Source organism: Bacillus sp. GMs2/2, from assembly GCF_050172095.1.
Taxonomy (GTDB): Bacteria; Bacillota; Bacilli; order Bacillales; family Bacillaceae_G; genus Bacillus_A; species Bacillus_A cereus.
Genome location: NZ_JBNLYE010000281.1, coordinates 1 through 5,319, shown reverse-complemented (window position 1 = coordinate 5,319; position 5,319 = coordinate 1). Strand labels below are relative to the sequence as shown.

The following is a 5,319-nucleotide window of genomic DNA, read 5'->3' as shown; positions in this document are numbered from 1 at the left end:
TAAATTTTGGAGGCGTTACATATTGCAGAAATTACTTTTTACTAAATGGACAGTTGTTATTTCTATTTTCATCATTTTCGGTACGATTTTCTATGTTACTAATGTTAAAAATAACAACGAAAAAGCAACTGTAGAAACAGCGGATACAAAAACTTTCAAAACTAAATTACAACCTAAAATTAATGAATTGACTACTCATTATAATGACATCATCGAAAAAGATTGGTTACCTGCCTGGGAAGAGATTAACACGAATGGAGATTCAGTAGATCGAAATAAACTATTAGTTACAATGAGTGCTGTTTCCAAGCAGTACGAAACAATTATGAACAAAATAGACACGCTTAAAATTGAAGAAAATATAGCAGATATAGATATACAAAAACAACTAATTCAATTCACAACTCAGTTTAAATCCGCATCAAAATTCATGAAAAATGCAGCAAATTTAATTATAGACGGAGCAAATAACTCTACTCCAACCGATGAAACTATTGAAAAAACAAAACAAGCTTTAGGACTTGCGGATCAACATATTGTCATCGCTTTATCTACTTTAAATGAAGTTGAAGATAAATTAGGACTTACAAAAAAATAAAACTATTTACTATTTTAAAATAAAAAATGATTGCAATTCACAATTTGTATGTCTATAATGTTTTTATTGATTTACAATCAATGTGTTTATAAATTTTATAATTCGGATGAACCATTCAGGAGAAGGTCTATTGATCTACCGACGGGGCAAAAAGTTGTTATACCAGCTTTGAAACTCTCAGGTCTTGGTTACAAGTAGAACTGCATGGGGACGAATCTCTGGAGAGACTCCCTCTCGCTTTCATAGAGCGCGGAGGAAAACGAGCACCGAAGGAGCAAATCCGCTACTACAGCGGATAATCTCTCAGGTAAAAGGACAGAGACAAGCGAAAGAAAAAGCCGATTGTATCGGTTTATTTTTCTATCCCTTGTTTCTCCAGAGACCATTTCATTTACTTGAAGTGGTTTTTATTTTTTCTAAAAAAGGAGAATAAAGATGGAGACAGTAAGTAAAGTATTAGAACAACTGAATCAATACGTGTGGGGATTACCAACTTTGTTGCTACTCGTTGGAACAGGTATCATTCTCACAGTGCGTTTAAAAGGTTTACAGTTTAGTAAACTATTATACGCTCACAAACTAGCATTTAAAAAATCAGAAGATACCTCTTCTTCTGGAGATATTAGTCACTTCCAAGCACTTATGACAGCTATGGCCGCAACGATTGGTATGGGAAATATAGCCGGTGTTGCAACAGCTGTTACAATTGGTGGTCCTGGTGCAATATTTTGGATGTGGATTACCGCTTTATTCGGTATGGCAACAAAGTATGCCGAGGCAATACTTGCAGTAAAATACCGTGTTAGTAATGAAAATGGTGAATATTCAGGTGGACCAATGTATTATTTAGAGCATGGTTTAGGTAAGAAATGGCTGGCAGTATTATTCGCTATATTCGGCACAACTGCTTCTTTCGGTATTGGTAATATGGTGCAATCTAACTCAGTTGCAGAGGCAATGCGAATTAATTTCTCTTTCCCTCCTGCTTTAACTGGTATAGTAATGTCATTTTTAATCGCAATTGTTATTTTAGGCGGTGTAAAAAAAATTGGGAAAGTGACGGGATATGTCGTTCCTATTAAAGCTTTCTTTTATATAATTGCTGGTCTTATAATTATTTTCTATCACTACGAACAAATTCCAGAAGCTTTTTCACTTATTTTTTCTGGTGCATTTAATGGTACAGCAGCTGCTGGTGGTTTTATTGGGGCAACAGTTGCATCAGCTATTCAAATCGGAATGGCGCGTGGTGTATTTGCGAACGAAGCTGGTTTAGGGAGTGCCCCTATTGCCGCGGCGGCGGCAAAAACTGATTCGCCTGCAAAGCAAGCTTTAGTTTCAATGACTGGTACTTTTCTAGATACGTTTATTGTATGTACAATTACAGGACTAGTATTAATTACTACAGGTGCTTGGAGATCTGGTAAAACTGGCGTTGAAGCTACAACACTTGCATTCCAATCTGTATTTGGTACTGCTGGTAGTATGATTCTCGGTATCGCAATTATTTTATTTGCCTACTCTACTATTTTAGGCTGGTCGTATTATGGAGAAAAATGTGTAGCTTATTTATTCGGAGAAAGTGCAGTTAAATATTATAAAGCAATCTTTATTGTTATGATTGCAATTGGTGCTAATTTAAAGCTAGGAATCGTATGGACATTTGCTGATATTGCAAATGGACTTATGGCAATTCCAAACTTGATTGGTCTAATTGGATTAAGTAGTATTGTTGTTGCTGAAACGAATCGCTTTTTACAAGCAGAGAAATTGAAAGAAAATAATAAAAAACAGGCAAGTTAATCTATGAAAAAAGGAATGACTCATACATGATGAGCGTTCCTTTTTTCATCCCCTCTTTTACTTAATTACTATCATTAAAAATATATTTATATCAATATTTACTCCTTTTTATTCCTTCAAAAGTTTTTCACATAAATGTCATAAATCGTATGGTCTAACTATATAGTTGAAAAGGAATGCGACATTAAGGTGTCGCTGAAAAACTCATCCAAGAAAAGGGAGGAAAAATCTTTTGAAAAACAAAATCATCGTTTTCCTATCTGTTTTGTCATTTATTATTGGTGGTTTCTTCTTTAACACGAATACTTCAAGCGCTGAAACATCATCTACTGATTACGTTCCTAACCAATTAATCGTTAAGTTCAAACAAAATGCATCTTTAAGTAATGTGCAATCTTTTCATAAATCTGTCGGAGCTAATGTCTTATCTAAAGATGATAAGTTAGGTTTTGAAGTCGTACAATTTTCAAAAGGTACTGTAAAAGAAAAAATAAAGAGCTATAAAAATAATCCAGATGTGGAATATGCAGAACCGAATTATTACGTTCACGCCTTTTGGACTCCAAACGACCCATATTTTAATAATCAATACGGGTTACAAAAGATTCAAGCTCCACAAGCTTGGGATAGCCAACGAAGTGATCCTGGTGTAAAAGTAGCTATTATTGATACAGGAGTTCAAGGCTCACACCCTGATCTGGCTTCGAAAGTAATTTATGGGCATGATTATGTTGATAACGACAATACATCTGATGATGGTAATGGTCATGGTACACATTGTGCTGGAATTACTGGAGCACTTACGAATAACAGCGTCGGAATTGCTGGTGTTGCCCCACAAACTTCAATTTATGCTGTCCGCGTATTAGATAATCAAGGAAGTGGTACTCTTGATGCTGTAGCGCAAGGTATTCGAGAAGCTGCTGATTCGGGTGCAAAAGTAATTAGTTTAAGTTTAGGAGCTCCAAATGGTGGTACTGCATTACAACAAGCCGTTCAATATGCATGGAATAAAGGCTCTGTTATAGTTGCAGCTGCTGGAAATGCTGGAAATACAAAAGCTAATTACCCTGCTTATTACAGCGAAGTAATTGCAGTTGCTTCTACAGATCAATCAGATAGAAAATCTTCATTCTCTACTTATGGTAGCTGGGTAGATGTTGCAGCACCAGGTTCAAATATATATTCAACATATAAAGGAAGCACGTATCAATCATTAAGTGGTACATCTATGGCAACACCTCATGTTGCAGGAGTCGCAGCTCTTTTAGCAAATCAAGGATATAGCAATACACAAATCCGCCAAATTATTGAGTCTACTACTGATAAAATTAGTGGTACAGGTACGTACTGGAAAAACGGTAGAGTCAATGCATATAAGGCTGTACAATACGCTAAGCAATTACAAGAAAATAAAGCTTCTTAAGAAAACTTTAATCAGTCGATCTACCATGAATGCAGAATAAAATAGAAGGAGAGACTTCTATAATTAAAGCCTCTCCTTCTTACAAACTATATTACTCTCCCTGCTTTTTAACCATATGTAAATACAGTACAAAATCCATCATTGTCGATGAATGACCAAGTTGACGAATCATCGCTGTTATATTTCCTCTATGATATGTACCATGATTTACGACATGTTGCACTAATTCTAAAATCGAAGTTTCTAATTTCCCTACGTATGGATTCTCAATAACAAATACAGCATTCACATCTTGTATTGTAATTAAAAACTCTTTATATTGATTTGCCATGTTTTCAAACATTTTTTCTAATTCATGTAACGATTTAGTTTCAATTTGTTTTCGTAACTCTTCTCGGTCTTGTATTGCTTCATTCATACTTTTACCATGCAATATATGTAACCACACTTGATCTGTAATATAAATATGCACAAAAGTATCCTTAATGGATGGGAATACACTCTGTATCTGCTCATTAAAAATTGTCTCATAGTTTGGTAACTCTTTTAATCGATTGAATAATCTAGTATTAGCCCAAGCATGGTAATCACACTGTTTTAATATATAATCTTTCAATTTATATTACCTCCTTATTGTATGAAACGAATGGTTTGTTTCTTCATTTCTGATTCTCTATCAGCCTTTGCAATCCCTTTTTCTTTCATTTCATGCTTATTTATCGTTTTATATTTTACATACGTATAAAATTCCGTTTGAAATGGAAATGGTGTAATCCGAATTGTTTCCTCGTCCACCCATTCAGCTTGAATAAGTTTCTCCTCTTTACTATTAAACATTTCTGTTCCTTCAAAACCATCTTTAAATAAGTCAATTTCATCTTTCTTTTTGACACCAGGCTTATTCATACATACGTATAAAGAAAGTTCATCACAAAACTTTAATAATCTATAATGCTTATCGAACATCGCAAACTGTTCCTTTGTTAACGTTTTCAAAATTCTTTTTTGTCGTTCTAATTCATGTTTATAAAATGACATCATCTCTTCATCTTCCTCGTTTAGTGGAAATGATAAAAAATGTTTACTACAAAGCAATGCCCCGTATGGATTAGAATTTTCAATTTCATTCATTCCAATCGTATAAAAAACAAAACGTAATGGGCTTGGACAATCCATAAATGTATATGGAATATTTTTAGCATCATTCAAAATTGGTACTTTATCAAGCTCTATCCATCCTCTGTCATGCTCATATATTGCATCAACTGTTTCTTTTAAATATGTTTTATCTTCAAAAAAGTCTTCTTTTATATGCTTTGCAATCTCTCCAGCTAAAAAACCATGATCATGTTGACGAATTAATATACTTTCCTTCTCATTTTTTTCACGAAAAATCATTCTTATACTCCCCCTCATCCTCATATTAAAGCTTTTTATATGCATCGATTCTTAATTAATCCCTAAATAATAGAAGGGATTCAGTCTCTTGCAA

General features: G+C 34.0%; 5 protein-coding genes and 1 riboswitch. Of the genes, 3 read left to right on the top strand and 2 right to left on the bottom strand.

The genetic code is table 11. The features are described from left to right. Window positions 1–22: 22 nt before the first annotated feature. From ACQGS6_RS22380 to ACQGS6_RS22370, 3 genes are all read left to right on the top strand, one after another. The gene (locus ACQGS6_RS22380) at window positions 23–598 is read left to right on the top strand and encodes a hypothetical protein (RefSeq protein ID WP_426965627.1); all 576 of its coding nucleotides are present in this window, start codon (window positions 23–25) and stop codon (window positions 596–598) included. Between the two features lie 208 nt (window positions 599–806). Then, window positions 807–927: riboswitch (glycine riboswitch) on the top strand. 106 nt (window positions 928–1,033) lie between these two features. Continuing rightward, on the top strand, window positions 1,034–2,401 hold the full coding sequence (locus ACQGS6_RS22375) for an alanine/glycine:cation symporter family protein (RefSeq protein WP_025966762.1): 1,368 nt from the start codon (window positions 1,034–1,036) through the stop codon (window positions 2,399–2,401). 232 nt (window positions 2,402–2,633) lie between these two features. Beyond that, the gene (locus ACQGS6_RS22370; protein WP_000790937.1) at window positions 2,634–3,827 is read left to right on the top strand and encodes a S8 family peptidase; all 1,194 of its coding nucleotides are present in this window, start codon (window positions 2,634–2,636) and stop codon (window positions 3,825–3,827) included. 91 nt (window positions 3,828–3,918) lie between these two features. On the opposite strand, the gene ACQGS6_RS22365 is transcribed toward ACQGS6_RS22370, so the two are convergent. Further along, window positions 3,919–4,443, bottom strand: a complete 525-nt coding sequence (locus tag ACQGS6_RS22365) for a DinB family protein (protein ID WP_000656271.1) — start codon at window positions 4,441–4,443, stop codon at window positions 3,919–3,921. 14 nt (window positions 4,444–4,457) lie between these two features. Further along, window positions 4,458–5,225: a DUF3891 family protein gene (locus ACQGS6_RS22360; RefSeq protein ID WP_000577286.1), complete on the bottom strand. Its 768-nt coding sequence runs from the start codon at window positions 5,223–5,225 to the stop codon at window positions 4,458–4,460. Window positions 5,226–5,319: the final 94 nt, after the last annotated feature.